25 protein-coding genes are annotated in these 25,660 nt (G+C 51.1%); 7 read left to right on the forward strand and 18 right to left on the reverse strand.

Features of this window, described 5'->3' with window-relative positions; genetic code table 11:
* From J3369_RS21195 to bioH, 4 genes are all read right to left on the reverse strand, one after another.
* A complete protein-coding gene (locus J3369_RS21195; RefSeq protein ID WP_349590748.1) occupies positions 1 to 2,967 on the reverse strand; it encodes a TonB-dependent receptor in 2,967 nt (988 codons plus the stop codon).
* Between the two features lie 155 nt (positions 2,968 to 3,122).
* Positions 3,123 to 4,433, reverse strand: a complete 1,311-nt coding sequence (locus J3369_RS21200) for a pectate lyase family protein (protein ID WP_349590751.1) — start codon at positions 4,431 to 4,433, stop codon at positions 3,123 to 3,125.
* Positions 4,434 to 4,438: 5 nt separating this feature from the next.
* Positions 4,439 to 5,179, reverse strand: a complete 741-nt coding sequence (locus J3369_RS21205; RefSeq protein ID WP_349590754.1) for a helix-turn-helix domain-containing protein — start codon at positions 5,177 to 5,179, stop codon at positions 4,439 to 4,441.
* 154 nt (positions 5,180 to 5,333) lie between these two features.
* Positions 5,334 to 6,140, reverse strand: a complete 807-nt coding sequence (bioH, locus tag J3369_RS21210) for a pimeloyl-ACP methyl ester esterase BioH (RefSeq protein WP_502877486.1) — start codon at positions 6,138 to 6,140, stop codon at positions 5,334 to 5,336.
* A gap of 9 nt (positions 6,141 to 6,149) precedes the next feature.
* Between bioH and J3369_RS21215 the strand changes: the two genes are divergently transcribed.
* The gene (locus J3369_RS21215) at positions 6,150 to 6,875 is read left to right on the forward strand and encodes a ComF family protein (RefSeq protein WP_119503139.1); all 726 of its coding nucleotides are present in this window, start codon (positions 6,150 to 6,152) and stop codon (positions 6,873 to 6,875) included.
* Here J3369_RS21215 and J3369_RS21220 read toward each other — a convergent pair.
* Positions 6,864 to 9,452, reverse strand: a complete 2,589-nt coding sequence (locus tag J3369_RS21220; protein ID WP_349590760.1) for a M14 metallopeptidase family protein — start codon at positions 9,450 to 9,452, stop codon at positions 6,864 to 6,866. The genes J3369_RS21215 and J3369_RS21220 overlap by 12 nt on opposite strands.
* 126 nt (positions 9,453 to 9,578) lie before the next feature.
* Here J3369_RS21220 and nfuA point away from each other — a divergent pair, with 126 nt between their 5' ends.
* Complete coding sequence (gene nfuA, locus J3369_RS21225) at positions 9,579 to 10,157, forward strand: Fe-S biogenesis protein NfuA (protein WP_119503141.1); 579 nt, start codon at positions 9,579 to 9,581, stop codon at positions 10,155 to 10,157.
* Positions 10,117 to 10,401 (forward strand): hypothetical protein, encoded by a 285-nt coding sequence (locus J3369_RS21230; protein ID WP_349590763.1) that lies wholly within the window; start codon positions 10,117 to 10,119, stop codon positions 10,399 to 10,401. Before nfuA ends, J3369_RS21230 begins: the two co-directional genes overlap by 41 nt.
* Here J3369_RS21230 and J3369_RS21235 read toward each other — a convergent pair.
* Positions 10,358 to 11,686, reverse strand: coding sequence for an MATE family efflux transporter (locus tag J3369_RS21235; RefSeq protein WP_502877496.1), 1,329 nt, complete (start codon positions 11,684 to 11,686; stop codon positions 10,358 to 10,360). The genes J3369_RS21230 and J3369_RS21235 overlap by 44 nt on opposite strands.
* A 21-nt stretch (positions 11,687 to 11,707) precedes the next feature.
* Between J3369_RS21235 and J3369_RS21240 the strand changes: the two genes are divergently transcribed.
* A complete protein-coding gene (locus J3369_RS21240; RefSeq protein ID WP_349590766.1) occupies positions 11,708 to 12,793 on the forward strand; it encodes a polysaccharide deacetylase family protein in 1,086 nt (361 codons plus the stop codon).
* Here J3369_RS21240 and J3369_RS21245 read toward each other — a convergent pair.
* The 6 genes from J3369_RS21245 to J3369_RS21270 are packed head-to-tail and all read right to left on the reverse strand — an operon-like array spanning position 12,790 to position 17,241.
* Positions 12,790 to 13,392 carry a GNAT family N-acetyltransferase gene (locus J3369_RS21245; RefSeq protein ID WP_349590768.1) on the reverse strand — a complete coding sequence of 201 codons (603 nt, stop codon included), beginning with the start codon at positions 13,390 to 13,392 and terminating at the stop codon, positions 12,790 to 12,792. The genes J3369_RS21240 and J3369_RS21245 overlap by 4 nt on opposite strands.
* A gap of 5 nt (positions 13,393 to 13,397) precedes the next feature.
* On the reverse strand, positions 13,398 to 14,045 hold the full coding sequence (locus J3369_RS21250) for an SCO family protein (protein WP_349590773.1): 648 nt from the start codon (positions 14,043 to 14,045) through the stop codon (positions 13,398 to 13,400).
* Positions 14,042 to 14,959: a heme o synthase gene (gene cyoE, locus J3369_RS21255; protein ID WP_349590776.1), complete on the reverse strand. Its 918-nt coding sequence runs from the start codon at positions 14,957 to 14,959 to the stop codon at positions 14,042 to 14,044. The genes J3369_RS21250 and cyoE overlap by 4 nt, the downstream gene beginning before the upstream one ends.
* Complete coding sequence (locus J3369_RS21260) at positions 14,952 to 15,953, reverse strand: COX15/CtaA family protein (protein WP_349590779.1); 1,002 nt, start codon at positions 15,951 to 15,953, stop codon at positions 14,952 to 14,954. The genes cyoE and J3369_RS21260 overlap by 8 nt, the downstream gene beginning before the upstream one ends.
* Positions 15,954 to 15,967: 14 nt before the next feature.
* On the reverse strand, positions 15,968 to 16,525 hold the full coding sequence (locus J3369_RS21265; RefSeq protein ID WP_119503146.1) for a redox-active disulfide-containing membrane protein: 558 nt from the start codon (positions 16,523 to 16,525) through the stop codon (positions 15,968 to 15,970).
* Between the two features lie 5 nt (positions 16,526 to 16,530).
* On the reverse strand, positions 16,531 to 17,241 hold the full coding sequence (locus tag J3369_RS21270; RefSeq protein ID WP_349590782.1) for an SURF1 family protein: 711 nt from the start codon (positions 17,239 to 17,241) through the stop codon (positions 16,531 to 16,533).
* 30 nt (positions 17,242 to 17,271) lie between these two features.
* On the opposite strand from J3369_RS21270, the gene J3369_RS21275 reads away from it, so the two are divergent.
* Positions 17,272 to 17,481, forward strand: a complete 210-nt coding sequence (locus J3369_RS21275) for a DUF2909 domain-containing protein (protein ID WP_303572462.1) — start codon at positions 17,272 to 17,274, stop codon at positions 17,479 to 17,481.
* A 21-nt stretch (positions 17,482 to 17,502) separates the two neighbouring features.
* On the opposite strand, the gene J3369_RS21280 is transcribed toward J3369_RS21275, so the two are convergent.
* The 4 genes from J3369_RS21280 to coxB are packed head-to-tail and all read right to left on the reverse strand — an operon-like array spanning position 17,503 to position 21,720.
* Positions 17,503 to 18,381, reverse strand: a complete 879-nt coding sequence (locus J3369_RS21280; RefSeq protein ID WP_349590786.1) for a cytochrome c oxidase subunit 3 — start codon at positions 18,379 to 18,381, stop codon at positions 17,503 to 17,505.
* Positions 18,382 to 18,402: 21 nt separating this feature from the next.
* The gene (locus tag J3369_RS21285; RefSeq protein ID WP_119503150.1) at positions 18,403 to 18,993 is read right to left on the reverse strand and encodes a cytochrome c oxidase assembly protein; all 591 of its coding nucleotides are present in this window, start codon (positions 18,991 to 18,993) and stop codon (positions 18,403 to 18,405) included.
* Between the two features lie 9 nt (positions 18,994 to 19,002).
* Positions 19,003 to 20,625 carry a cytochrome c oxidase subunit I gene (ctaD, locus tag J3369_RS21290; RefSeq protein ID WP_349590791.1) on the reverse strand — a complete coding sequence of 541 codons (1,623 nt, stop codon included), beginning with the start codon at positions 20,623 to 20,625 and terminating at the stop codon, positions 19,003 to 19,005.
* A gap of 9 nt (positions 20,626 to 20,634) precedes the next feature.
* Complete coding sequence (gene coxB / locus J3369_RS21295; protein WP_303572597.1) at positions 20,635 to 21,720, reverse strand: cytochrome c oxidase subunit II; 1,086 nt, start codon at positions 21,718 to 21,720, stop codon at positions 20,635 to 20,637.
* Positions 21,721 to 22,128: 408 nt separating this feature from the next.
* On the opposite strand from coxB, the gene J3369_RS21300 reads away from it, so the two are divergent.
* Together J3369_RS21300 and J3369_RS21305 are read left to right on the forward strand one after the other, a co-directional pair.
* Entirely contained in the window at positions 22,129 to 22,701 is a 573-nt protein-coding gene (locus tag J3369_RS21300; RefSeq protein ID WP_349590794.1) for a YceI family protein, read from the forward strand.
* A gap of 109 nt (positions 22,702 to 22,810) precedes the next feature.
* Entirely contained in the window at positions 22,811 to 23,950 is a 1,140-nt protein-coding gene (locus J3369_RS21305) for a serine hydrolase domain-containing protein (protein WP_349590796.1), read from the forward strand.
* Positions 23,951 to 24,051: 101 nt separating this feature from the next.
* Here J3369_RS21305 and lexA read toward each other — a convergent pair whose 3' ends face one another.
* Entirely contained in the window at positions 24,052 to 24,678 is a 627-nt protein-coding gene (gene lexA / locus J3369_RS21310) for a transcriptional repressor LexA (protein ID WP_119503154.1), read from the reverse strand.
* A gap of 84 nt (positions 24,679 to 24,762) precedes the next feature.
* Complete coding sequence (locus J3369_RS21315) at positions 24,763 to 25,632, reverse strand: LysR family transcriptional regulator (RefSeq protein ID WP_349590799.1); 870 nt, start codon at positions 25,630 to 25,632, stop codon at positions 24,763 to 24,765.
* Between the last annotated feature and the right edge of the window lie 28 nt (positions 25,633 to 25,660).

Here is a 25,660-nt window from a genome sequence, read left to right on the forward strand (position 1 = left end):
TTAGTAGAATTTCACGTTCATACCCAGCTGATAGCTGCGTCCGTATTCTTCTTTCTGGTAAAGAATATTGCCGCCGCTTTGTTCATTACCCCGGAAGTAGCGCAGGTCAGCCTGGTTAGTGAGATTAATGGCGTCAAAGTAAAGCTGCACAGTGTCGGTGACGTCATATTGCAGTTTGAAATCGAGGCTCTTTACATCGGCCTGATACTGATCGCCCCAGATTTTGCAGGACCCGGCATCATCCAGCGAAGCAGACTCAGGACAGGAACCAATCTGTTCAAGGACATCCGAGCGGATATTACCGATAAGACGGGCGGAGAAAGTCTGACTTTCCCAACCGAACACCAGGTTAAACGTGGTGTCAGCCTGATCGGGTAACGCCACACTGCCCTGACGAATTGAACTGTCGAGGGTCGCCTTACTGTCGAGTAATGTGGCATTACTTTGCAGGAAGAAGCCGTTATCGAAATACTGGTTGTAGCTAAGCTCAATACCGTACACTTTGGCTTTATCGCCGTTGATGGTGATATTGATTTCGTTGAGATACAGGTTCTGCGGGATCACAAACTCCGTCACCTGATTAACCGGCAGCGTGAGCGGCAGACTGTCGATAGACATGCCGATACCGTTCACATCAACAATGAAATTATCGATATCTTTATAGAAAATGGCGGCTTCCATAAAGAGATCTTCATCAGGATACCAACCGATTGACGCATCGTAGTTAACCGATGTCATCGCCAGCAGATTCGGATTCCCCACATCCAGCGCATTGTCTGAGCCCAGAACATACTGGCTCAACTGCTGTAACGAGGCACCGCCCTGACTGTCATCACAGTCGTCACTGCCGGGCGGACAAAGCTCAATATCACTGTCGAAAATCGCATAGGCACGGGCCTGCTTGAACGAAGGACGGGTAAAGCTGGTCCATACGGCTGCGCGCACCAGAATATCTTCAGAGGCTTCCCACTTTAAGTGTGCACTGGGGAAAAACTCGCTGTAGGTGATGGAAGCTTCCGGTAAGGGGATCGCAATATCGAGTGCACCGGCGCCGGCACCGTTAAACTCAAAGTCATCATTTTCCAGCGACATATAGCCGGTGGAAGAAAACTCAGTTTCGGTCCAGCGCACACCGGTGATGAGGGTGGCATCCATGCCTATGGGAAATTCAACCATGCCGTAAATGGCTTTTGTGTCTTCAACAATGCTGTAATCCCCTTTGGTACTTTCAATGGAGACTTCATCGTTGGTTGCAACAACCACGGTCTGACGTGTTGCATTCACGATATCATCCACCGTTGAGCGGCTTTCAAAGGGAAGCTGAAACTGACTGCCTGCCGGAATACTGCTGTCGTAGTCAGCAAGAGTGGAATTTACTGCAGTAATGCAGGCATCATCGCTGCAATCGGCGGCGGAGGGGTCGAAGCTCCAGCGGTCTTTGTCCCGCACATGATCCCGCTGCGTCACCTGGCCACCTACTTTTACGTAGTTTACCCAGTCATTGAACACGTCCGCGCGCAGATTAAGATTAACGGTTTTGATTTCGTCAGTCCGCAGGCCGTCCTCTAAGAACAAGTTATCAAATTGGTAATTAGACAGATCGGAGCCATCGCCACTGCCGGACGTACCGAAAATACTGTCTTCAGGATCGTAAGTAAGACCTGCAATGTCTGCCGCCTCAACGGGAGAGAGCACCCTGGCACGGATGTTATCCCGCAGACCCTGACCGTAAACAATTAAATCACGCTCACGGAACTGCACGCGGCGGTCGCCGCGGGAGTCTTCTTCAGAACGGGACTGGGCATATTCATAATCCAGCACGAACCTTTCCGCAATGCGGTTTTCGCCACCAAAACTGAACGTGATGGTCTTGTTCTCACTTTCCTGAATAAATTGCTGATGGAAGACATCAATATCGCTGAGGATGAACTCTTTGGTATCACTGTTAACGTAAACGATTTCGCCACTGCCCACAGACCCCGCATCCTGAAAGTCATAAAACTCCCGTAGCGCAAGATCGTCATCTTCGAACTGGGTGTAAGTGCCTTTTGCAAAGTAATAGGCATCAGGATTTGGCTTATACTCGATATTCAGCGCGGCGGCCTGACGGGTCCGGCCTGCCACTTCACGGCGATATTCCAGCTGTGACGGCGCGAGTATTTCATCTCCGGCAGCAATTTCCTCATCGGTTTTACCCAAATCCGCCGTGTAGAACTTCATCTCATTAGAGCTGTGATGACGGGTCTCATCGATAAGGGTTTTGCGATCTTCATGGGAAATGGCAAAACCCACACCGAGGGTTTCATCTAAAAAGAATTGTGTGCCGTCAAAACTGAATTTTGGGGAGTGCTCTTCACGGTTTTCAGAGTAGGCATCCTGAATCCGCATTTTCAGTGTGTTCTTACCGCGATCAAATGCAGAAATGGCTTTAACGTTAACCGTACCACCAATGGAGTTCAGGTTCTGGTCCGGCGTCAGGGTTTTCAGTACTTCGATGGTGCCGAGCAGGTCGGCGGGCAGGGCATCAAGGCCCACTTTTCGCTCTTCCCCGGCGCCTGACATCTGCGATCCGTTCATGTTCACAGACACAAAGCCCGGTCCCAACCCCCGCACGGTAACAAACTTACCTTCACCTTCTGAACGTTGCAGGGTAACCCCCGGCAAGCGTCGTAACGATTCCGCGACGTTCTGATCAACAAAGTTGCCTAAATCGTCGGTGGAGATCACCGAACTGAAGCCGTTTTTCATCCGTTCTAAATCACGGGCTTTCAGATCAGCTTGTTTAACCCCTTTAACCTCAACAATTTCAATATCGCTGTCCTGCGCCGTATTTTCCGCGGCCTGATTGTCACTTTGCTGAGTGGTTTGCCGGCCATTTGCGGCCTGTTCTGTGTCTGCGGTTTGTGCCAGAGCCGGCAGCGCTGAAGATATCGCCACTGCCAGAGCTGTCCATTTAAACACTCTCATGTCCTGCACTCCTTAATTCGTTTTTATTGTCGCGGCTTTATTACACTACACATGCCACCGGTAGCATTATTACGAAAAAAGGAATGCAGATCACATTGTTTTTAACTTTTATTTCACAAAATATTAAAATATCAACATTGAGAAAGTCGGGCTTATTAAAGCGCGAGTATACGCCACTGTTCCGCTGACAATTCTTCTGTTTCAGCGGTATCAGCAGAAGACAATTCCGTGCGGTATTGCTGCCAGTCAGTCACTTCCAGTTCACTGTCGATAATGCCGTCTTTACCGGCGTAGGAGCCTGAGCGGATAGCTGCGAGGATCCGCCGGTCAGTGCTGTCGTGAGCTTTACGTCCACGGCGTAAAAAGCTGCCGGCATCGGCATTTTCTATTAGCGCCACATATGCCTGTTGCGCAGTCAATGTTGATTCCTGTAACGCACTGATTGCCCCTTGCCGGAAAGGCTTATCCGCCAGGCTCGCGGCTTTGATAGCAGCAGCCTGCTGCGGATTTTTCTTTGCCCCTTTTACTTTGATACCCAGCGCGTTGCTGGCAGACATTTCAGGGTGGTCATGCATCACATTGCCATTGGCATACAGCAGTGCGAGGGGACGGTCATCTCCCCAGAATTCAAAGAACCTTGCGGATTTTGTGGCAGGACCCGGCAGGAAATAGTTAGCCGTGAAATTCGCTTTTCCACCCTCACCGCCGTAGCCGGACGCATCCTGCCAGTTCACAATAACGTTGTTGCTGATATCAACGAATTCATCTTCCTGCGGATAGGGCGACTTTAACCGCCAGCCGTTTATGCGGGGATTCCGGCTGATGTGACTTACCAGTACATTTCGCAGAAATGAAGCGTCTCTGCCTCCCCAAATCCCGCCGTAGCCGTGACTGCCTTTATGATGTCCGGCGTTATTCAGGCTCTCTGCAATTATGCTGTTCTGCAGGGTAAACCGGGTATTGTTATAAAACGACGCCACTTCGTCATTCGCCCAGCTCAGGGAACAATGGTCAATAATGATATCTGAATGATTCCGCGCACTCAGCGCATCACCTTCCTGCAAAAAATGGCCGGGGCGGAAGGCCATATGACGGATGATAACCTGATCGGCTTCAATTGACGTTGATGCTCCGGCCACCACGATTCCGGCCGGTGAAGTGTGGCCGGCGATGGTGATGTGCGGCTCTTTGATTTCGAGTGTTTTTTCCAACTGAATCACACCGGAAACGGCAAATACGACCAGTCGCGGGTAGGGTTGCTTCACTGCCCAGCGTAACGTACCTTCCTGCGGATCTTTGCTGTTATCAGCCAGGCTGGACACCACCAGTACCTTGCCCTCATTTCCGCCGGTGGTGTATTTACCAAAACCGCTTGCCCCGCTGAAAGCCAGCGCTGGCTGCTCTGCTCTGATCCCCTGTGAGATGAGAAGCAGCATGACAACCACACTGCTCCGGAAGTACTTCATGAACCTCATCCGGCTTCCTTTTTATTTAGTGTACAGGTGGCTGCAGGTAATGCCGCCACAGGTTTCAGTTTGCCCGCCCAGTGGCTGAGCAGCTCAGCATCACCATGATGCTCATCCAGTTCAAGGCACAGCATCGCCAGCAATTCACCGTCGCTTGCCAGCACCGGCACTGACACCAACTGACTTTTTCCCGCCGGCGCATCGGACACAGCAAAACCCCGGGTGCAGGTTTGCGCTGCAAGCTTCATGACTCTGCGCGAGTCGAGTTCGGCAATATTCAGGCTATTTTCATCCCGGTAGCGGGGATGATAAGCCAGCATAATGTGACCCGGCGCCGAGCCGGTAAGTGACAGTTGCATACCCGGCCGGATAGCAGACAGGCGGTGACTGTTAGAACAGAATACATCTGCAGCTACCGCGCAATTGTCGGCAGGCACACACAGAATTGCTGTGTGAGTCGTATCGCCGGTGAGGGCAGTCAGTGGTGCTGCCAGCAAACGTTGAAATTTTTGTAGTCTGGGCGCCGCCCCGCCAATTCCGTACATGCCGTTTGCCAGATAGTAGCGGGTACCGCGCTTTTCTATCAGCCGCTCACTGCATAAGGTTTTAAGCAGGCGGAAAACGGAGGATCGGGGCAGTTGCAACTGCTCTTCCAGTGCCAGTGATGTCATGCCATATTCTGCGTCACCTAAGGTGCGGCAGAGCTGAATGGCCTGGTAAACGCTTGGAATAATGTAACGTTCCATAATGCATCCCTTCAGAGAAAATCAAATTACATAACGCACTTTTAACATTTCGTTAATTATTTGCCACCGGTGGCAAATGTCAAGTGTTTTTGCAATTTTAGTATATAAACCAGAAGGAATATAAAGAACGGGCGAGCCTTGTGGCCCGCCAATTTCAGAAGGTTGCTACCAGAAACTGACGAATAATATCGGCAGACTGTTGCGGATGAGAAATAAAAGGGGCGTGAGATGCGTGGGGCAATACAACCGTGTCACTTTGCGGGTGCAGCTCGCAGATACGGTCAATTCCGCTGGTCGGTACCAGACTGTCCAGCCGTCCGTATATCCTTAATGTCGGCTGCCTGATACGCCCGATATGTTCGCGGAGATCTTCACTGGAAAGCAGCGCCAGAGAAGCTTTCAGGGCCTCTTCTGCCGGTGAAGGCCATGCAGTAATACTTTGCCTGATGGCTTTCATATCCTGGCGGGCCGTATCACTGCCCATGGCCTGAATGGCAAGAAACCGCTCGAGGGTTTTGCCGTAATCTTTTGCCAGCTGCGTTTCAAACTGGGCAAGCAATTCGGCATCAATACCGGGCCAGCAGGGACCGTTAACAAATCTGGGCGTTGAGGCAATGGTGATGAGGGCACTTACATGCTCCGGCAAATCCAGAGCCAGCTGCTGTGCAACCAGACCGCCCAGTGACCATCCTGCGACCACGCAGTTTTCCGGCAGATACGGCGTGATCATTTTCGCCACAGATGCCACGGTATAAGGCTCTTCCGGCAGCACACCGTTGTTTTCACCAAAGCCCGGCAAATCAATGGTGGTCACTCTGAATTCGTTTTCCAGCAACGGAATGAAGTGCTCAAACACACCACTGTTCATGCCCCAGCCGTGAAGCAAAACCAGATCTTTTCCTGTACCCCGGGTACGGCTGACGAGATTTTCTGAGACGTTAGCATTTAACACTGATGACATCCTTTGACTATGCCTGCAATTTTGCCGCTGCAGAGCACCACTGCCGGGCTGACAGAGTACTTAACCATGCGACTTCCCAACTTAGCTTGTTTGCTATGTAATCAGTACAGTGACGTACCTGTGTGTACGTTCTGCAAATTTGATACCCGCTTTTTGTTACAGCTTGGCTATCAGGGTAATTTACTGCGCTACAAAAAAATCAGCCAGCAATTTTTACCGCCCTCCTACAGTGCGTTAAGGGCCTGCGGAGAATATCGCTGGCCATTTGACCAGCTTATCAAAGCCATGAAATTCCGGCGCTGTCAGATAAGTCCGGCCATTCTTGGCAACTGGTTCACCTCACAGTGTATCGATGAAGACACACTATTACCGGATGCCTTACTGCCCGTTCCCGTGCCACTGCACCGCTTTTTTCGCCGGCAATTCAACCAGGCGACAGAGCTGGCCCGTCACATCGGCCGCAGAATTGAAAGACCGGTCGTCGCTGACTGGGCCCGCCGCACTGGCGGACGATCACAACACACGCTGAAAAAGGACCACCGGATGCATAACCTGCACAGCGCTTTTCGGGTGAAGCCCTGCAAGGAACTTCGCCACGTAGCCATCATTGATGACGTTATGACCACAGGCGCGACGGCTAATGTGCTCGCCGGTCAGCTGCGTCAACATCACCCCGACCTCATCATTGAAGTCTGGGTGATGGCGCTGACCTGCCGGTTCCCCTTAGCGGACTAAGTGGCCTGACTGATAGATCGCATTTGACATCAGCTTACCGGTACCATACCAGTAGCCCCGGAAAAGCAGGTTGTCAGTAAAGCCAATCACCACGCCACGACCTTTCGGCTGAGTCAGCACAGATGCCGTGCCGCCAATCATGGTTTCCAGTTGTTTTGCACTGAATCCGGCCATTAACGGACTGTCGGAATAGTGACCGGGCCTGGTGAACGGGTCGGCGTCAGCATGCACAATCATATTACTGGTTTTAAATACCGGCAGTGTTTTACCCGTGTAACCAAAGAAAATTGGATGAGTCGGGTCAATATCAGTTTCGTACACGGCACCGGCAATAATTTTACTGGCACCCAGCGCAGATTTATCTGCATAGGTCAGCTTATCCACCGGAAAAACACTGTCGACTTTATCGCGGGACACGATTTCCGCATCCAGCCAGCCTTTTTGTGCAAAGAATTTTACCGCCGATTTCTGTCCAATCAGCACGCCGCCATTATTCACCCAGTCACTGATATCATTGTTGAGCTTGTCGCTCAGACCACTGTAACTGCCACTGACGAAAATAATATGGGAGTAGTCAGCCAGGCGGATAGTGTTTAAACGGTCCTGCTCCACAATGACCGGCGCGGTGCCTACACGGGTGTCCAGATAGTGCCAGATTTCTCCGGCTTCCGATGAACTGGTGCCGTTACCGCCCACCAGCAGAATTGACGGCGTTTTTACCGGCGCAAGGGTACGACCGCCAAGATCAGAGCCCTGCGGTGTCAGGCCGCTTTTTATCCCGAACACTTCCACAGCGGTTAAGGCCGACGCATCCTGTAACAGGCTGAGCAGATCATCAGGCTGTGATAATGGCGTGGGCACAATAATGGTTCCGGCTGCGAAATCATGATTCCGGCCATCAGTCAGTATGGCGGTAAAGGGGGTTTCAGCACTGCGCACTGTGGCCCCGTTTTCCAGCAGTTGTTGCAGCATTGCCGGCGCATAGTAACTTTTCCATTCAAATGCATAGGCGTACGCTTCACCATCAACGAGCGGTACCGGCATTTTCACCGGCCCGGCTTCCGTTTTGATGCCACGCCCGGCACGTTTGCTCAGCACGTCGTAATCAAGATTAAACGCCAGCGCAATATTCCAGTTAGACACGTCATAGAAGGTGTTCTCAGCAAATTGCTGACGGGTAGAGAACAGGCTCTTTACCAGGCGGTATTTTGGCTGATTAAAAGGCACAACCAGACTGCCTTTGCTGTAGCGCTTGTTATCAATTTCCTCGTCATCTCTTGCGTAACTGTATCGGATCTCATGTTGATTGAGGATCGACAGTAAAGCCTCTTTCCGGCCACTGTCATCCGGCATAGCCACAATCGCCCCGAAGTGTTCATCTTTATCAATCGCGTCAGCCGTCTCAGAGAAGAATGTATTCTGGTAATTCAGAATAGCAGGCTTATTGGCCAGCGAACCGGTAATCGTACTCAGACTGGTCGTCACATGGTTCTGGATAGTTTGTGCAAAGGCCAGCTTTCCGTTCACCGTATCCTGTACGTGTCCGCGGCTGCTTGCCTGTTCAAACAGAATACCGATGCTGCCCATGGAATCAGGATACGATGAGCCTTTCCCGTAGTAAAAATCGTCAAAACCTTCTTCCGAGAAGTATAACTGGCCTGCGTCATCAAACGCTTTGGCGTGAAAAGCTGCCAGCGCTTCTGTAAGCCTCACATTGCCGTCAGGCGTATTCGGATTTTTCCGCGACGGCACACCGGGCTGGAAGAAATAAGTGCTGTCCGGCCCCATCTCATGATGATCGGTCAGTACATGAGGACGCCATTTCTGAAACTGCTTGATCCGCGCCTGTGACTCAGGATGGGTCAGCAATAACCAGTCACGGTTTAAGTCGAACCAGTAATGATTCGTTCTGCCGGAAGGCCAGTCTTCCTTGTGCTCCCGGTTTTCTCCGTCAGCGACAAGATTTTTGCTTTTATGCATGTTTGCCCACTGTGCGAAACGGGACAAACCGTCAGGATTGAATGAGGGATCCAGCAACACGACATTTTTGCTGAGCAAATCTGTTACCGTTTCATCCTGCGCTGCGGCCAGGTAATACGCCATGACCAGTGCAGCGTTGCTTCCGGAAGGCTCATTACCATGAATGCTGTAACCCATGTACAGAAACAGAGGCGCATCTTTTGCAGCTTTAGCCCCGCTGTTCACTGTTTTAAGATGGTTTTCCCGCCATTGCGGTAACTTGCTGCGGTTTTCCGGTGCAGTAATGGTGAGCAGTAATAACGGACGGTTTTCATGGGTGCGGCCGGTTTCTTCAATGCTGATGCGATCAGACGCTGCTGCCAGGTCATACATGTACCCGGCCAGCTGGTCATGGCGTACATGCCAGGTACCCACTTCAGTACCAAGATAAGATTCAGGGGTCGGAATAGCAGGGTCATAGCTGGTATTTGCCGGCAGATAAGCGGTAACCGGTTTACCTCCGGTATCTTTAAATACCGGTGCTGCTGATGCTGAATACACGACAAAAGCAAAAAGGGCGAACCCCCATTTTCCTGCGCGTCTGAAACTTGAATCCATTTTTCTTTTTCCTGTTGTTTTTTGTACTTTTGACCACACCTGTATAAAAGCATGCAATACTTGACTGTTTTAGTCAGGTAAATTTGTTAGTATATGCGCTATCACGATGCAACGTAGGATTTGTTAATGATCAATATATCAGAAGACGCACAGGCTCACTTCGCAAAACTGCTGGAAAAACAAGATGCCGGGACGAACATCAGAGTGTTCGTGGTTAACCCCGGAACCTCAACAGCGGAATGCGGTGTGTCTTATTGTCCTCCGTCTGCTGTTGAACCCGGCGACATCCGTTTAAACTTCAACGGATTCGACGCCATTGTTGACGCAGAGAGTGCGCCGTTTCTGGAAGAAGCAGAGATTGACTACGTGACGGACCAGATGGGTTCTCAGCTCACTCTGAAAGCGCCAAATGCAAAAGCCAGAAAAGTGGACGACAATGCGCCTCTGGTTGACCGTGTAAGCTATGTCATTGAGTCGGAAGTTAACCCGCAACTGGCCAGCCACGGCGGTAAAGTTGTATTGCTTGAAATCACTGAAGAAGGTTTCGCCATTCTGCAATTTGGTGGCGGCTGTAACGGTTGTTCAATGGTCGATGTCACCCTGAAAGAAGGGATTGAAAAGCAGTTGCTTGAACAGTTCCCTGGCGAACTGACAGGTGTGCGTGATGCCACCGAGCACGAAGCCGGCGAGCACTCGTATTATTAATCCGTCTGACGCGTCGCTGACTGCACTACACCGCAGCTGGCGACGGTTCAAAACAGGCCTGGCACTCTTTATCGCGGGTGCCACGGCGCTGATGACCATCAGCTCTTACCATCCCGCGCTGTATTTTATCTCGCTTATTGTTCTGTTCAGTGGTTTTGTCATCGCCATGAGTGGCTATCTGGCCATACTTTGGCAACGTCTTAAAGTGATGAATCCCGCCGCCAGAAAACGAAACCGAGAGTGATACCTCTCGCCAGCAGGAAAGCCAGCATGGCATACCAGAGCGCCACATTCCCCTGTGACTGACACACCCACCAAACCGGAAAAAACACAAAAGCCGCACTGACAAGCATGGTATTTCGCATGGCGTCTGAGCGGGTAAGCCCAACAAATACGCCGTCAAAGAAGAAGCACCAGTGTGCCACCAGCGGCAACAACACCATGAGGGGCAAATAAGCCTGCGCTGCGGTTTGCAACGCAGCAATCCCCGTCAGTGATGCGATAATAAAATCACCGGCAAGGTAAAACAAAGCGGCATACACCAGGGCAAAAACCGAAGACCAGAATAATCCCCGCTTCACATGCCCGCCCAGGCGTTCCTTGTCTTTTGCGCCGGCCGCTTCGCCGATGAGCGCTTCAACAGCATAGGCAACGCCGTCCAGCCCCAGTGCAATTAGCACGAAGAACTGCATGAGAATGGCATTCACCGCTGCCGCGGTTTCACCGATCCTCGCCCCCTGAATGGTCAGAAATGCAATGCAGGCCTGAAGCGCCAGGTTCCGGATTAACATATCGCTGTTAAGCTTCAGCAGAATTTTTTGTGCTGCGCGGTTAAACCAGTCTGCCTGCGGACGCCACCCTGTAGTGAGCTTAAGGGCGCACACCGCGCCCGATAACATCATGGTGTATTCAGCCAGCACACTGGCCAGCGCCACACCACCAACAGACATATCCAGGCCATACACAAACAGAATATCCAGCGCAGCATTCAACAGGTTGCCTGCCACCTGTATCCATAACACATGACGGGTTTTCTGTTGACCTACCAGCCAGCCGGTTAATGCCATGTTGAGCATCGCCGCCGGTGCGCCCCATACCCGGATATTAAAGTACTCCCGGGTATAAGAAGCCACTTCAGCTCCGGATGAGGCTAACGCAAGCCCTGCCTGCAATACAGGCACTTGCAGAGCAACGATAAGTAAGCCGGCAGCGAGGGCAACCGCGCCTGTTTGCCACAGTACTTTTGCGGAGAGTAAGCCGGGCTGTTTAGGATCGCCTTTTGCCTGTGCACTCAGGCCAGTGGAGGACATTCTGAGAAAGCCGCACACCCAGTAGATTTGCGTGAGGATCAATGTTCCAATAGATGCACCGGCCAGCATGGCAGATGAATCCATATGCCCCATTACGGCCGTATCAACCAGCCCGAGTAAGGGAGTGGTAATATTGGCCAGAATCATGGGAAAAGCGATGGCCAGTAAGGTTTTATGGGCTGGCCAGCCAGCAGTGGCGGTCGTGGTCAAAACGGAAATAACACAGTTTAAGGAATATGCATGCAGCTTATCAGAAACCGCGCAATGAAGTGGGGAAAAGGTGTGTTTGCCAGCGTTGTGACGCTGTTAGTGATAGCACAATCTGCGGCCGCTGCCGGGCAGGACAGTGCAGTGGTTTTACTTTACCACCACGTATCTGAAGACACGCCGGCAAGCACCAGTGTTACACCTGAACAATTTAAAACCCACATGACCTGGCTGGCGGAAAACTACAAAGTCATGCCCCTTCAGGACATTACAGAAGCGCTGAAAAACAAGCAGACATTGCCGGAAAATGCCGTTGCGGTCACCTTTGATGACGGTTACCGGAATATTCTTGAAAACGGTCACCCTGTGATGCAGTCATTGAAACTTCCCTACACCGTATTTATCAATCCTGATGAAATTGGCCGCTTGAAAAACCAGTTAAGCTGGGATGATGTAAAAGCCATGCACAAAGACGGTGTGGATTTTGCCAACCATACACTGGACCATTTGCACATGCTGGACCGTCAGCAGGATGAGTCCAAAGAGGCCTGGTTAGAACGGGTATGGCAAAATGTAGAAGAAGCGGAGAAGAAACTCACGGCACAAACCGGTGAGTCACTGAAATACCTGGCGTATCCCTTCGGTGAATACAATAAAACACTGGCTGATAAACTGGCAAAAGAGGGATACACCGGATTCGGACAACATTCCGGCGGCATCAGCAGTTACAGTGATTTTACCGCGTTACCTCGCTTTCCCGCGGCCGGCCGTTTTGCCAACATGGCACCGTTGAAAGTGAAAATTGCAAGTTTGGGTATGCCGGTGACACACAACGATATCGATAACCCTGAGCGCACTGCCAGAGTCATCGATGAAACATTGTCGTTCACCACCAACAGCGACGATGTGGGCTTAACCCGCGCCGCCTGTTACTACCAGGGTGAATCACTGCCGGTTAACATCAACGGCAAAACCTTATCATACACGCTGAATACCGTGCTGCCGGTTGGCCGTTCACGTATTAACTGTACCGCACCGTCGAATTCGCAGAACGGTCGCTACTATTGGTTTTCGCAACCGTTCTTTATCTCCGGCGAAGACGGCACCTATCCGGATTAAGTGATAACCGGCGCAATACCTTTAGTGAATTGAATGAAAGGTGGAATTCCCTGCCTCGATTTGAAGCCCATGGATTTATAGAAATCGATGGCTCTGATGTTGTGTTCCTCTACGTCCAGGACGAGAGATAATTTGCCCAGTTCACGTGCCATGTTTTCCATGTACCTGACGAGGATGGTGGCAACACCACTTCGTCTGGCTCCGGCAGCAACGGCCAGATGTCCGATAGACATTTCCAGCACCATAGGCGGGTTAAGAGCGATGGTGTAAGTTTGACTTCGCATCACCACATCAATAGCCTCATCAAGACCAAAGAAATCGGTAATCGATGTCAATGTATCCCGATCAAAGTGCTGCGGAAGGCTGTCATGCCAGCATGAAATAATACCGACAATTTCGTCTTCTATACACGCCAGCCAGTGATTGGCAAAACCATATTGTCCCGTGCCGCGAAGCCAGGCCGCTGACAGGAAAGCAAACGCCGTATCACGGTCGCCGTCCCCATATATTTTCGTAAGTAAATGCTCTCCCGCATCCAGTAACAACGGCACCGCATAAGTCGCATCCCTTGCGGTTGCCTGACGTACTACTACTGTCATGAATACTACCGGGTGATAACCACCTTAGGCATATCTGCAAGAATTTGCTCGCTGTCTATGATCGCTAACTTCCCGGGCTCCATTATTGGTTTGAACCTTCCGAGCACTTCCGCTTCGGGGCTGATGAGAACCACCGACGCGCTATGATCGACCAGGTAGTCAGCTTTATCAGTGTCCTCAGTTAATGAGTACATCAATCCCATGTTCCTGACAAGAGGGAATATTTCGGCGTGCGGACCGGTTGCAGCGATGAAGTCTTTATTAAAAAAACTTATATAACTTGCAAGCCTTTGAAAAGTATCCCTTTTGGGATCCACAGACAAAAATAGTACTTGAGTATTAGCCCCGGGTTTTATAGACGAAAGTTTAGGCCATATTTTATTTAAAGACGCCATCGTTGTGGGGCACACATCCGGACAATAAGTGTAGCCTAAAAATACTAATGTCCAGGCGCCGGTCAGATTTTCCCTGGTAAAAGGCTGTCCGTCAGCATCTGTAAGAGAAAAATCGTCCAGTGGTTTGGGCTGAGGATAAGCCTGAAAGTACTCAGGAGCCGGGCTTTCACCGGAAGGCGGAGCGATATAAAGGGCACCTGCAATGCCGGCGATCAACGCTACCACAGCGATGATGCCGGTTAAGGTTCTTTGAGTCATAGTGTTACGGGTAAGTAGTGGTCAATTAAGAGCACCACAAACAATAACATGAGATGGTAAATAGAATAGCGGAATGTTTTCATTGCCGTGTCGGGCTTAGCCGCAAACTTTAACCTGCATGCCCACAAACAGAACCCTGCATTCAATACCAGCGATCCCGCCAGATAAATGAGGTGAGACATACCGGTAAGGTAGGGCAGCAAACACACCAGAACCAGCAGCACGGTGTAAGCCAGCACCGAGGTTTTGGTGAACGATTCCCCGTGGGTAACCGGCAGCATAGGCACGTTTGCCCGTGCGTAGTCCTTTTGCCTGTGTATCGCCAGCGCCCAGAAATGAGGGGGAGTCCAGGTAAAAACAATTAATACCAGCAGCAAAGCATGGGCGTGGATCTCGCCGGTTACCGCGGTCCAGCCCAGCAGCGGCGGTGCTGCACCTGCCAGTCCGCCGATAACAATATTCTGAGGCGTCGCCCGCTTGAGGAACATGGTGTAGATAACCGCATACCCGACCAGACTGGCCAGTGTTAGCATGGCGGTAAGGGCATTCACGAAAAACCACAGTAATGCGAATCCGGCGAGCCCCAGCACAGCGGCAAAAAACAGCGCCTGAGATACACTCACCTTACCCTTCACGACCGGCCGGTTAACAGTCCGGGCCATCATACCGTCGATGCGATGATCAACCACATGATTAATCACTGCTGCTGAAGAAGCCAGCATACCAATCCCCGCCATACCGGCAATAAGTGCATTTGCCGGCACCAGCGACTCGGTGGCCAGGCACATACCGACCAGGGCTGTGAGCAACAGCAGCATAACCACCTTAGGCTTGGTTAACTCATAATAGTCACGCCAGCTGACCGGCTGAGATGTCGCTAAGCGGCGCTGATGAACAGAAACAGATTTAGCCATGTGCTCCTCCCTGTTGCGGATCACCCTGGTAGCGGGACACCTGATAAGTGATCCATACCATTACCAGTAATAAACAGGCAGCGACGATGTTGTGAGCAACGGCCACAATGACGGGCAGACTCAGCACGACATTGCTTACGCCCAGTGTTACCTGAATCATCAGCACCCCGATGAGCAGCAACGCGGCACTTTTCACCGGCGCAGCAACCTCCCGGCTGTACAGCCTGAAGCCGAGCCAGAGTAAATATAAAAACGTTATGACCGCGCCGGCTCTGTGCACAATATGCATTGTCATGCGTTCACCGTATCCGTGGGCGCCATATTCGTAGGTTTCGGCATAAGGCACACTGAATGCACCGGAAAAGTCGAGCCTGGAGGCCCAGCCATCTTCACACACCGGAAAGTCAGTACAGGCAAGTGCGGCATAGTTTGCTGATGTCCATCCCCCCAGGCCAATCTGCATCAGCAGAATAGCCATGCCCAACAGCGCAAATTTGGTGATGCTGTTAATACGCCGGGGCTTTCGTTTACTCTCCCGTAATTTGAGATGCAGTAAAAACAGGCACGCCAGTATGGTGAAGCCGCCGAGCAGATGCCCCATAACCACAACCGGCAGTAAATTCAGCGTCACCGTCCACATGCCCAGGGCAGCCTGAAAGATAACCAGTGCAACAAGCAACAGTGGCAGGCGTACGGTACGGCCGCTGTGACGCTGCTTCACAGCGATGGCAGCAATAGTAAAAATACATAAACCCAGCGCACCGGCAAAGTAACGGTGAATCATTTCATTCCAGGCTTTGGCCGCTTCTACCGGACGTTCGGGGAAAGCGGCATTCGCCGCCTCAACATGATGGTTTTTTAACGGAACGGTGAGCAACCCGTAGCATCCCGGCCAGTCAGGACAGCCCAGCCCGGCATCGGTGAGCCGCGTATAGGCACCGAGAATAATAACAACCACCGCGAGGATCAGACTAAACAGGACTAACTTTCTCATGCTTGCCTCCCGGATTATCCGATACGTGACAGTTTCAGCAGTTTTTTCACGTCAGCCAGAATGTCCCGGCTATGCTGTATTGCCATTTGCTTGTCGGTAAAGGTGGGGTAACGAAGCATGGCATTATTCAGGGTGTCGACGAGCAAAATAGACCCTGCATCACTCACATTAAGTGCTGCCTGCTGACGACTGTCTGCCACCTTTACAACATGCAGGTTTTGTTCTGACTGCAACTTCTCAGCAATGGCGGCATCACTGTTACCGGTAAGCAGTACCGTTGCCTCCACCCGGTCAGTCTCCCGGCCAAGGGCAATCCACACCTGATGAATACTGTAAATCGCATTCTGGCAGGCGGCATCGCACTGCTCCGGCACAGAGTACACAATGCGCCATTTAGGCTTTTCAGCGGCAAACACCGGGGTCAGATCCCTCACAGGCTGCAGCAGCTCTCCTTTGTTAGTGGCTGCATTGGTAAACCACTGATTATCCAGGGCCAGCTTTGCCAGCATAACCGGAAGTACAAATACGGCGGCTACGCCCAACATAGTCAACTTGCTGTTTTTTCCTGCCATACTGATCATCCTTTTTTATTCGAATTCATTGAAAAGTAACTGACTGCAACCGCAGCGATGGCCAGCCCGAACCATTGAATGGCATAACCCAGGTGCTTTTGCGGCGGCATGACAACGGGCTGCCAGTTGCGGACAAACGCACTTTCTTCCGGTGCAGTTAACTCAACCACAAAGGGTTGCAGAGGCTCTCCGGTCAGGCGGCGGATAAAGGGGATATCCAGCGCCTGCACCACCACGGGAAACGTAGCATCAGACGACAACGTTTCGCGCACCACCGGGTTGTGTCCCGGCATGGTTATACGGCCATGGAAGTGCTGAAACTTGCTTTCTACATCCACTCCGGGCAGTTCATTCCGGCTTAACGGCGCCTCCACCCATCCAAAATTCACCAGCACCGTGCCTTCACTGCTATGTACAGGCACGATAACGTCATACCCCACGCGCCCGTTTTCCACCCTGTTATCCAGAAACAGGATTTGAGATATATCAGCGCGGCCGTTAAACCCCACCTGATAATCACGGATATCTTCCCGCACAGGATCCAGCTGACTGAGAGAGATTGCCCCTTCGTTGCTTTTTTGCGCTATGCTAGCCAGACGCTGTTCTTTCTGGTGCATCCGGTCGAGTTGCCAGAAGCCCAGCGAAATCATGCAGATAACCGCTGTCAGTACCACAACAGCGAGAGGTAAGGAACGGAACCGGTTTGCCTGATTCATAATTGGCTCCCCTTATTGACGGAGAAAAAAATGATTATAAAAATCGTCCTTGTATGCTTAGTGATTTACATGATCGCTAACTTGTTTCTCGCCATGCGGGTAATGATGAAAGATGATCCGGACGGCGAACCTATGAGCAAATACATCGGCCGCCGTGTTTTAACTTCTGTCATCATTGTTACCCTGATCCTTGTCGCACTGGCTACCGGACTTATCAGTCCGAATCCCGCCCCTTACTGAGGCGGGCCGGTGCGCTGTCACTTAAAGCACATACACAAACAGATACAGCATTACCCAAACCACATCGACAAAATGCCAGTACCAGCTGCCGGCCTGAAACGCGAAGTGGCTTTTGGGTGTAAAGTGCCCTTTCAGCACCCTTAAAAACAACACAATCAGAATGATGGTACCCAGCGTCACATGCATTCCGTGGAAGCCGGTGAGCATGAAAAAGGTGTTGCCGTACACGCCGGACTGCAGTGTCAGACCCAGCTCCTGATAAGCATGGATATATTCTTCGACTTGCAGTGTCAGAAAGCCCAGTCCCAGTAATATGGTTACGCCCAGCATGACGGTCAGCTGTTTGCGTTTGTTCTGCTCAAGGCCCACGTGAGCAAAGTGCATGGTAACGGACGAAATCAGCAGAATAATGGTGTTAATGGTAGGCAATCCGGCAGCACTCATTTCCTGAGTAGTCGTGCCCCCGGGCGTGGTAACAAGGGGCCACATGGCTTCAAATGCCGGCCACAACACGTCATTGGTCATCGCATTGTTCGAGGCGCCTCCGAGCCAGGGCACCGAAATCATGCGCGCGTAAAACAGTGCCCCGAAAAAGGCGGCAAAAAACATCACTTCAGAGAAAATAAACCAGCTCATCCCCTGACGGTAAGAGCGGCCAAGCTGATCGCTGTATAACCCGCCCATGGATTCATCAATCTGATTTTTAAACCAGCCAAACAACATCACCAACAACGTGACGATGCCCGCCGCCAGAACATGCGGCCCGTAGCCGCCTTCCCCTCTGGTACTTTCAATGACGGTGTTGCCGGCTCCCACCGCAATCAGAAATAAGGCTACCGCCCCGACAATGGGCCAGGGACTTTGTGCAGGCACATAATACCGTTGATATTCTTGTTGCATGGCTACTCTCCTTCCGGCCTGTCAGCGGCTGCCGCTTACAGGCTGTCGTAAATAAGGGTTGTCACTGCCGCTCAGATCGCCGGCCCTGGCGGTCACGTCGTACAGTGTGTACTGCAAGGTAAAATAGGTAATATCCTCCGGCAGCCCGGCATCCACGTAGAACGACATAGGCATCCACGCTTCCTGACCAGCCTGTAAGGGCTGCTGGTTAAAGCAAAAGCACTCGGTTTTATTCAGATAGAGGGCCGCCTGTCCCGGACTGACAGAGGGAATTGCCTGAGCAATGATGTTGCTGGCAGCCGGGTTTCTGACGTAAAACGCCACGGTATTCACTTCCCCTGGGTGCACCTTCACACGCTGTGTTTCTGCACGAAACTCCCAGGGCATACCGCTGTTTGTGCGGGTAATAAATTCCACGGTCACAGTGCGGCTGGTATCGATATCTTTGCCCTGCCACACTGCGGCCCGGTTAGCCGTTTTTCCGTTGATACCGGTGATATCACAGAACACGTCATACAAAGGCACCAGAGCGAAACCGAAGCCAAACATACCCGCTACGACCACAAGCAGTCGCAGGGTAAGGGTGCGGTTACCGGCTGCGCGGTTGTCCATTTTGGTAACTCACTTCACAACCGGAGGCGTTTCAAACGTGTGATAAGGAGCAGGAGAGGGAATTTCCCACTCCAGACCTTCAGCACCTTCCCACACTTGTGACGTAACCGGTTCGCCCTGCTTTTTGCAGGCTTTAATGAGCAGTACCAGGAAAATCAGCTGGGATAACCCGAAGGCAAACCCGCCAATACTGATCCACTGGTTGTAATCAGCAAATTGCAGTGAGTAATCAGGGATCCGCCGTGGCATACCCGCCAGCCCCACAAAATGCATAGGGAAGAACAACACATTCACGGAAATCAGTGAGCACCAGAAATGCCACTTGGCCAGCGTGATATCAAACATTTTACCGGTCCACTTGGGCAGCCAGTAATACACCGCAGCCATAATGGAAAACACCGCTCCGGTCACCAGAACATAATGGAAATGGGCCACGACAAAGTAAGTATCGTGGTACTGAAAATCCACAGGTGTAATAGCCAGCATCAATCCGGACAGACCACCGATGGTGAACAGCACAATGAAGGCCAGAGCAAATAACATGGGGATTTCAAAGGTCATGGAACCCCGCCACATAGTGGCCACCCAGTTAAACACTTTCACGCCGGTGGGTACGGAGATCAGCATGGTGGCGAACATAAAGAACATTTCTGCAAACACCGGCATACCCGTGGTAAACATATGGTGAGCCCAGACGATGAATGAGAGCAGGGCGATGGAGGCTGTGGCGTACACCATTGAGGCATAGCCGAACAGGCGCTTGCGGGCGAAGGTCGGCACAATTTGCGAGATAATGCCAAAAGCCGGTAATATCATGATGTAGACTTCAGGGTGTCCGAAGAACCAGAAAATATGCTGGAACATCACCGGATCACCGCCGCCGGCAGCATCAAAGAAACTCGTCCCGAAGAATTTATCGGTAAGCACCATGGTCACTGCACCGGCCAGTACAGGCATTACAGCAATCAGCAGGAATGCAGTAATAAGCCAGGTCCAGACGAACAGCGGCATTTTCATCCATGTCATACCCGGCGCACGCATATTAAAGATAGTCACGATTACGTTGATTGCGCCCATGATGGAGGAAATCCCCATAATATGGACTGAGAACACAAACAGCGCGGTACTGTCGCTGCTGTATGTCGTCGACAGCGGTGCATAGAAGGTCCAGCCGAAAGCCGGGCCACCACCTTCCATGAACAGTGAACCTAACAGCATGGAAAATGCAAACGGCAGGATCCAGAAGCTCCAGTTGTTCATTCTGGGTAATGCCATATCCGGTGCGCCGATCATCATGGGGATCAGCCAGTTAGCCAGACCGGTAAACGCCGGCATGACAGCACCGAATACCATTATCAGGCCGTGCACTGTGGTCATCTGATTAAAGAAATTCGGGTCTACGATTTGTAAACCGGGCTGGAACAGTTCGGCACGGATCACCATCGCCATCGCGCCGCCGGTAAGAAACATGATAAAGGCGAACCACAGATATAACGTACCGATATCTTTGTGGTTAGTTGTCAGCACCCAGCGCATCAGGCCTGCCGGTGCGCCGTGTCCGTGGTGCTCATCGTGATGTTCATCATGTGCCGCAGTGTGCTCCGGCGTCATAGTTTCAGTTGCTTTACTCATCGCACGCTCCTATTTACCGGTTGCTACTGCATTAACGTCTTTAGGTTGGATCACATCGCCGGTGTTATTTCCCCAGGCATTACGCTCGTAGGTAATCACGGCGGCGATATCTTTCAGGGACAGCATCTTGCCAAACGCCTGCATGGCCGTGCCTGCTTTACCGTTGAGTACAATATCGATGTGCGCTTTCTGATCCTCCAATACCATCTGACTGCCTTTAAGTGCAGGGAAAACGCCCGGCAACCCCTGACCGTTAGGCATGTGGCAGGCTGCGCATGTCGCGTTGTACACTTTCTCGCCGGTACTCATCAGCTCTTCTTTGCTCATGCTCATGGCCAGCAGGCGCTGCTCTTCTTCTTTCGCCTGTTTCACAATGGCTTCCTGCTCAGTCATCCAGGTTTTATATTCATCCGGGCTCTTCGCAATCACCACTACCGGCATGAAACCATGATCCTTCCCGCACAGTTCAGCGCACTGTCCACGGTAGATTCCGGGCTCATTCACTTTGGTCCACGCCTCATTGATGAAGCCAGGGTTAGCATCTTTCTTTACTGCGAAATCTGGCACCCACCAGGAGTGGATAACGTCGTCAGAGGTGATCAGGAAGCGGACTTTTTGTCCGGTAGGAATGACCAGAGGACGATCGACCTCAAGCAGGTAGTTTTCCCCTTTTTCGAATTTGTTCTCAATCTGCTCACGCTGTGTGGCCATGATGGAGTAAAAGGACACATCGCTGTCCATGTACTTGTAATGCCATTTCCACTGGGAACCGGTGACAAGAACCGTCATTTCAGGTTCGCTGGCATCTTCCATTGCTATGAGGGTTTGTGCTGCCGGGACGGCCATAAAAATCAGGATCAGGAAAGGAATGACTGTCCAGGCGATTTCTACTTTCACGTTTTCGTGGAAGTGCGCCGGCTTGGCGCCCCGGGATTTACGGTGCTTGAACATGGAGTAAAACATCACACCAAACACCACCACAGCGATGGCCACACAAATTGAGAACATCAGCATGTGCAGGTCGTAAACCTGTCCACTGATGTCTGTGACACCTTGTCTCAGGTTGATTTCACCTGCCCGGTCTGATGTTGCCATGGTTTCTGCTTGCAGCGATGCCGGAATAACAGACATCGCTAACCCCCAAACCATCATTGCGTTACATACGAGTTTCTTCACTCAACACCTCCGTGATGGAGGATCTTGTGTAATACCCTGCTCACAGGACCCTGTCGTATCAGGCTAGCCGCCTGTTAATTTTTATCTTTTTTTTGTTATTTTTTCGTTAACAACGGTATAAGAATTAAACAGATTTCATCTTGTGTCTAGTCTTTCTGAAAAAATAAATGGCCGGGGTGGCCTCAGAAACAGGGTCAAAGCACTTCATTCTGATATTTCGAATGTTTCGTTCAGATCTTCGACACATCCGTATTTCAGGAACGCCGTATTATAGGTAAGTAAATCGTCCTCACACTTGTGACATCAACGTTATTAAAGGAATGTGTAATGAATAAATTTATCCCGGCAGTATTAGTTTCAGGTTTAATCAGTGCAGGCGCATTCGCGGCGCCTGTCAGCTACCAGATTGATCCTACCCACACCAGCGTTATCGCTTCATGGAATCACTTCGGTTTCTCTAACCCGACAGCCGCCATCAACGGCGCTGAAGGCACCATCGTGTTTGATAACGACGCGCCGGAAGACAGCAAAATCGACGTGTCTGTGAAAATTGATACCATTGATTCATTTGTTAAAAAGCTGAATGAAGAATTTGTCGGTGCTGACTGGTTCAATGCAGCGAAGTTTCCTTCTGCAACATTTACCAGTACAGATGTTGAAATGACAGGTGATAAGACGATGGAAGTGACCGGCGATCTGACGATCAAAGGTGTGACTAAGTCCGTCACTATGGATGTCACTCTGAATGGTTCAGGTGTACACCCGATGACACAGAAAGAAGCGATTGGTTTTGATGCAATGACCACCATCAAGCGTTCTGACTTCGGTATCGATATGTACGTACCGAATGTAAGTGACGAAGTGACGTTGCACATCACCACAGAAGCACAAGCTAGATAAGTTTTCGCATCACCGTCCGGATGCCCGGCCCGCGCAAGCGGGCTTTTTTATTGGTAGCGGTCAGTTAACTGCGGTAGTCTGATTGTTTTTATTGTCAGGGATTGCTTCTATGTTGCGCCGCGCAGTTTTCTCCTCTTTTCTGTTATTTTTAACACCCTCTGTTTTTGCCAAAGATCTTCCTTCCGGCGCTATTAACGCTCTGTTTGAAGAAGCGGTAAGTCATGACACAGTGCCGGGTATAACCATGGCGCTCGGTAACGATAAGGGCATGCTGATGGCTAAAGGCTACGGTTTTGCCGACGTTGAAAACCATGTACCGATGACGACAGATCACAAGGTGCGTATCGGCAGTGTCTCTAAACTCATCGCTACGGCCGGATTAATGCGTCTTGCGGAAGCGGGCAACATTGATCTGGATAAACCGGTCACTGAATACGTCAGCGCATGGCCTGCTGATAAACCGGTCATTACTCTGCGCCAGCTTACCTCACATACAGCCGGTATCAGGCACTACAAAGAAGGGGCCAATGAATTCCTTCTGAATGAAAGTTATCCGGATATCGACAGTGCACTGGCGATGTTTAAAGATGATCCTCTGCTGTTTGCACCTGGCACAGATCACCGTTATTCAACGTTTGCCTGGACACTGGTCAGTGCCGCAATGGAAGGGGCTGACGCGTCCCGGGATTTCCGCGCCATCATTAACGAAGAAGTGTTTGCGCCGCTGAAACTGGACAACACGGTATTTGACGACCAGTACACCATCATCGATCACCGGGCGAGACCTTACACCGTACTGGAAGGTGAGCTGATTAATGCGCCACAAACGGATCACAGCTATAAATGGGCCGGCGGCGGTTTTATTTCTACGCCGTCAGATATTGTCCGGTTTGCTGTAGCCCATGTGGCAAGCGATTACCTGAAACCAGAGACTACCCGCGCCATGTTTACTCCAGCCACACTTAATAATGGTGAAACTGTGGGCTTCGGCATAGGCTGGAAAACCGGTTTTGGTGATTACAAACAACGTAAAGCGTATAAAGACAACGCGAGCGCGCTGGCTTTGATGGACGATATTCCTGATGCAGTGATGCACTCAGGTGGCAGTATGGGCGGCATTACGATGACCATTCTTTGCCGTGAACATAAAACAGCGGTTACTATAGTAAAAAATGTCAGTGGTGAAGACAATGCTGATGTTTTTCTGCTGGCGCTGAAGACACTGCACTTTGCACATACCAGCCAATAGTAAAAAAAAGGGCGATGATGGTTCACATCATCGCCCTTTCAATTTTTCAGCGCTGTGGCCAGCGCGCACAATAGTTATTGCACCGCGCTTAGCGAAAAGACTTACATCCAGTCAGCATTGCGGATAACACCTACAGCCAGACCTTCAATGTTGAATGGTTCAGCAGCAAGATCCACCTTGATGGTATCGAATTCTTCATTTTCTGCATGCAGCCATACTTCGCGGCCGCGTTTTTCCAGACGTTTTACCGTGACATCCTCATCAACCCTGGCAACAACAACCTGCCCATTGTGCACGTCAGTAGTACGGTGAACGGCAAGTAAATCACCATCCAGAATACCGATATCTTTCATACTCATACCGTTTACACGTAACAGGAAATCCGCACGGGGGTGGAACAGATCAGGGTCGACCTTATAATGCATTTCCACATGCTCCTGCGCCAGAATAGGTTCACCTGCCGCAACACGACCGATTAACGGTAAACCTGCGTCTTCATCGTTTTCTGCTTCCAGCGGAATATTCAGCTTTATGCCCCGTGAGGTACCCGCCAGAATTTCGATTACACCTTTACGGGCCAGCGCCTTTAAATGCTCTTCTGCTGCATTAGCTGATTTAAACCCTAATTGCTTCGCAATTTCCGCACGGGTGGGCGGCATGCCGGTTTCCAGCATGGTGGTTTTGATCAGTTCGAGAACTTCCGTTTGTCTTGGAGTAAGTGGACGCATAAACAGCCCTGTTTTTCTATACAGTTCCTGTGAGTATATACAGTTGCGCTGGTTTGACAAGGGCTGCCGGCGAAATTATTACGGTTATTCCGACGCGCACTCAATAAATCGTGCCAGCGCCGGGTTGCTGTTGTCCTGCAGCCATACCAGTACATATTCCACTACCGGCGCTCTGTGCAGCGGCAACAAAACCACATCCGGCGGACACACCTGCTTCAGCGGTTCAGGCACAAGCGCAATCCCTACTTCACTGGCCACCAGCGACACGATGGTTTGCTGTAACTGGGTTTCTAACACCACACGGGGCACAAAGTTCGCTTCAGTACAGTACTGTTCAATGGTGTTACGCAGCTCCGGCGCCACATTGTGGGGCGTAACAATGAATTTTTCGTCAACTAAATCCTCTGCGCAGACTTTCTTTGCCCCGGCCAGCCGGTGGTGTTTGTGAACAGCCAGACAGAGTGCTTCAGTGCGCAAAGACAGCATTTCCAGTCCCCGGGACGTCGCCGGCTTTAACATGATGGCGGCATCAAACTGCGCAGAAGTAACGCCATTAATTAACTCAAAGGGAATAACCTCCTGAATATGAAAGGACACAGCGGGATAGCGGGACATAAACTGTCTGGCCAGTTCAGGCACAATGTTATAAGCCGCATGCATCATGAATCCCACAGACAAGCTTCCCGACTTTCCGGCACCGGTCGCTCTTGCCCGTTCCGCGGCTTTGCTGACCGATTGCAATATGGTTTTGCTGTCGCGGTAAAATTGCTCTCCTGCGGCAGTAAGACTCACGCCTTTCGGTTGACGGCTGAACAATGCCGTACCCAGCTCTTCTTCCAGCAGTGCTATCTGGCGGCTGAGAGGTGGCTGAGTGATGTTAAGCCGCTGCGCAGCCCTACCCACATGACCGGTTTCTGCTACCGCAATAAAATATCTTAAGGGTTTTATATCCATGATGATTCAATATTTGTATCAGGATTAA

The sequence above is a fragment of the Alteromonas sp. NFXS44 genome (assembly GCF_040148705.1).
Lineage (GTDB): Bacteria > Pseudomonadota > Gammaproteobacteria > Enterobacterales > Alteromonadaceae > Alteromonas.

Coding starts and splice junctions, on each gene's coding strand:
- J3369_RS21265 (WP_119503146.1), bottom strand. CDS start 16,525: ATGGCAGGAAAAAACAGCAAGTTGACTATGTTGGGCGTAGCCGCCGTA.
- cyoE (WP_349590776.1), bottom strand. CDS start 14,959: ATGGCTAAATCTGTTTCTGTTCATCAGCGCCGCTTAGCGACATCTCAG.
- nfuA (WP_119503141.1), top strand. CDS start 9,579: ATGATCAATATATCAGAAGACGCACAGGCTCACTTCGCAAAACTGCTG.
- J3369_RS21205 (WP_349590754.1), bottom strand. CDS start 5,179: ATGGAACGTTACATTATTCCAAGCGTTTACCAGGCCATTCAGCTCTGC.
- J3369_RS21215 (WP_119503139.1), top strand. CDS start 6,150: ATGCCTGCAATTTTGCCGCTGCAGAGCACCACTGCCGGGCTGACAGAG.
- J3369_RS21315 (WP_349590799.1), bottom strand. CDS start 25,632: ATGGATATAAAACCCTTAAGATATTTTATTGCGGTAGCAGAAACCGGT.
- J3369_RS21260 (WP_349590779.1), bottom strand. CDS start 15,953: ATGAGAAAGTTAGTCCTGTTTAGTCTGATCCTCGCGGTGGTTGTTATT.
- ctaD (WP_349590791.1), bottom strand. CDS start 20,625: ATGAGTAAAGCAACTGAAACTATGACGCCGGAGCACACTGCGGCACAT.
- bioH (WP_502877486.1), bottom strand. CDS start 6,140: ATGTCATCAGTGTTAAATGCTAACGTCTCAGAAAATCTCGTCAGCCGT.
- J3369_RS21195 (WP_349590748.1), bottom strand. CDS start 2,967: ATGAGAGTGTTTAAATGGACAGCTCTGGCAGTGGCGATATCTTCAGCG.
- J3369_RS21300 (WP_349590794.1), top strand. CDS start 22,129: ATGAATAAATTTATCCCGGCAGTATTAGTTTCAGGTTTAATCAGTGCA.
- J3369_RS21245 (WP_349590768.1), bottom strand. CDS start 13,392: ATGACAGTAGTAGTACGTCAGGCAACCGCAAGGGATGCGACTTATGCG.
- J3369_RS21200 (WP_349590751.1), bottom strand. CDS start 4,433: ATGAAGTACTTCCGGAGCAGTGTGGTTGTCATGCTGCTTCTCATCTCA.
- J3369_RS21285 (WP_119503150.1), bottom strand. CDS start 18,993: ATGGACAACCGCGCAGCCGGTAACCGCACCCTTACCCTGCGACTGCTT.
- lexA (WP_119503154.1), bottom strand. CDS start 24,678: ATGCGTCCACTTACTCCAAGACAAACGGAAGTTCTCGAACTGATCAAA.
- J3369_RS21280 (WP_349590786.1), bottom strand. CDS start 18,381: ATGCAACAAGAATATCAACGGTATTATGTGCCTGCACAAAGTCCCTGG.
- J3369_RS21275 (WP_303572462.1), top strand. CDS start 17,272: ATGATTATAAAAATCGTCCTTGTATGCTTAGTGATTTACATGATCGCT.
- J3369_RS21305 (WP_349590796.1), top strand. CDS start 22,811: ATGTTGCGCCGCGCAGTTTTCTCCTCTTTTCTGTTATTTTTAACACCC.
- J3369_RS21240 (WP_349590766.1), top strand. CDS start 11,708: ATGCAGCTTATCAGAAACCGCGCAATGAAGTGGGGAAAAGGTGTGTTT.
- J3369_RS21220 (WP_349590760.1), bottom strand. CDS start 9,452: ATGGATTCAAGTTTCAGACGCGCAGGAAAATGGGGGTTCGCCCTTTTT.
- J3369_RS21250 (WP_349590773.1), bottom strand. CDS start 14,045: ATGACTCAAAGAACCTTAACCGGCATCATCGCTGTGGTAGCGTTGATC.
- coxB (WP_303572597.1), bottom strand. CDS start 21,720: ATGGCAACATCAGACCGGGCAGGTGAAATCAACCTGAGACAAGGTGTC.
- J3369_RS21230 (WP_349590763.1), top strand. CDS start 10,117: ATGCCACCGAGCACGAAGCCGGCGAGCACTCGTATTATTAATCCGTCT.
- J3369_RS21270 (WP_349590782.1), bottom strand. CDS start 17,241: ATGAATCAGGCAAACCGGTTCCGTTCCTTACCTCTCGCTGTTGTGGTA.